At 58.1% G+C, this 2,098-nt stretch carries 2 protein-coding genes; one reads left to right on the forward strand and one right to left on the reverse strand.

The genetic code is table 11. The features are described from left to right. Positions 1-57: 57 nt before the first annotated feature. Positions 58-732: a global nitrogen regulator NtcA gene (ntcA, locus tag NW841_RS12135; protein WP_414365317.1), complete on the forward strand. Its 675-nt coding sequence runs from the start codon at positions 58-60 to the stop codon at positions 730-732. Positions 733-857: 125 nt separating this feature from the next. Here ntcA and leuB read toward each other — a convergent pair whose 3' ends face one another. Further along, positions 858-2,003: a 3-isopropylmalate dehydrogenase gene (leuB, locus tag NW841_RS12140; protein WP_414386601.1), complete on the reverse strand. Its 1,146-nt coding sequence runs from the start codon at positions 2,001-2,003 to the stop codon at positions 858-860. Between the last annotated feature and the right edge of the window lie 95 nt (positions 2,004-2,098).

The raw sequence follows: 2,098 nt of genomic DNA on the forward strand, positions 1-2,098 counted from the left end.
CCGATCTGATTTATAGGTTGATCTTAGGTATAAACTGGCTTTAAAAGGTTGACGAATATGGTGGTGGCCATCGCGGAAAAATCTCTGATTGCAGCCTTCAAACAGTTAGGAGGGCCTCACCATCCTCCGGTTATCGAAACGTTTGAACGCGGTAAGACCATCTTCTTCCCTGGAGATCCGGCGGAGCGCGTTTACTTTTTGGTGAAAGGAGCTGTCAAGCTCTCGCGGGTCTACGAAATGGGAGAAGAAATTACCGTTGCTCTCCTGCGGGAAAACAGCATTTTTGGGGTGCTCTCCTTCATCACGGGGCAGCGCTCCGACCGCTTCTATCACGCGGTGGCCTTTACCCGCGTCGAGCTACTCTCTCTGCCCATCGAACAGGTGGAAAAATCGCTGCGGGAGAACGCTGAGCTGGCCATGCTGCTGCTCAAGAGCTTGGCTTCTCGCATCCTGCAGACAGAGATGATGATTGAAACACTGGCTCACCGCGACATGGGATCCCGCCTGGTCAGCTTTCTACTGATCCTCTGCCGCGACTTCGGGGTGCCCGGCCCCAATGGAGTCACCATCGATCTCAAGCTCTCTCACCAGGCCATTGCGGAAGCGATTGGCTCAACCCGTGTCACCATCACGCGTCTGTTGGGGGAGCTGCGCAAGAAGAACTACATTTCCATCCACAAGAAAAAGATCACCGTCCACGACCCGATGCAGCTTGGCCATCGCTTTGCCTAAGGGAAGAAGCTGGCCCGCGGACGTTTCCAAGAATTTCCAATAAAGAGTAATGGCAGTGCCACCGTTCGTCGGGACAATCCCTCCCTCTGGGAGAGGGGTAGCCGCGCCAGCAAGGGAACCCCCACTCAACCGCCGGCGGCTGAGGGCGATCCTTGGGGAGAGGCTTGCTGCTGGGCCAGAGCAGCCAAGATCTTTTCTCCCATCTCGCGGCAGCCTACGAGGGTCATCCCCTCCGAGTAGATGTCGGCAGTGCGGTAGCCCTGGGCCAAAACTGCCTCGACAGCCTGCTCGATGCGGTCGGCAGCTTGGGGCTGATCCAAAGAGTAGCGTAGCAGCATTGCCCCAGAGAGCACCTGGGCAAGAGGGTTGGCCTTGTCTTGTCCGGCAATATCGGGGGCTGACCCGTGTACTGGTTCGTATACCCCAGGGCCAGAGGATCCCAAAGAGGCAGAGGGCAACATGCCGATGGATCCAGTCAGCATCGCTGCCTCATCGGAAAGAATATCCCCGAAGAGGTTCTCCGTGAGAATGACGTCAAACTGCTTCGGCCAGCGCACCAACTGCATGGCAGCGTTATCGACGTACAGGTGGGAAAGCTCCACGTCGGGGTACTCAGCCGCAATGGCGGTAACCCGCTCCCGCCACAGTTGCGACACTTCCAGGACATTGGCCTTATCCACTGAGCAGAGCTTGCGCCGTCGCTTGCGAGCCAGTTCGAAGGCCACGCGGGCAATGCGATCCACCTCGGCCTCGCTGTAGGCCATGGTGTTTACACCCCGCCGGGATCCCGTGGCATCTGTGAAGATCCCTTTGGGTTGGCCGAAGTAGATGCCTCCGGTGAGCTCGCGCACCACCACCAGGTCGATCCCGGCGATCACCTCTGCCTTGAGGGAAGAGGCCTCCACCAGTTGCGGAAAGATCTTCACCGGGCGCAAGTTGGCAAATAATCCCAAGCCAGCCCGCAAGCCCAACAAAGCCCGCTCAGGACGCTTCTCCCGCGGCAGGGTGTCGTACTTAAAGTCGCCAACCGCCGCCAAGTAAACAGCATCGCTCTCCTGGGCCATTTTCAAGGTCTCTGGGGGCAAGGGATCCCCAGTGGCTTCGTAGGCTGCTCCACCAATTAGGCCCTCCTGCCACTGGAGGGAAAACCCCATCTGAGCGGCCACTGCATCCAAAACCGCCCGCCCCACCTGCATGATTTCAGGGCCGATGCCATCTCCGGCCAGGGCAGTAATCCGATAGGTTCGAGCAGCAGAGGAAGGAACGCTCATGGGCGGTCACGGTAAGAGAAGTGCGTAGCGATATTACCATCCCTTTGCCCACAGGTTTGCCGAAAAGTCCCCCAGGAAAGTTCTCCGAATCTCAA

The sequence above is a fragment of the Synechococcus sp. H60.3 genome (assembly GCF_047462295.1).
Classification (GTDB): domain Bacteria; phylum Cyanobacteriota; class Cyanobacteriia; order Thermostichales; family Thermostichaceae; genus Thermostichus.

Excerpts from the sequence above, each read along its gene's own strand:
- leuB (WP_414386601.1), bottom strand. The coding sequence starts at position 2,003 with ATGAGCGTTCCTTCCTCTGCTGCTCGAACCTATCGGATTACTGCCCTG.
- ntcA (WP_414365317.1), top strand. The coding sequence starts at position 58 with ATGGTGGTGGCCATCGCGGAAAAATCTCTGATTGCAGCCTTCAAACAG.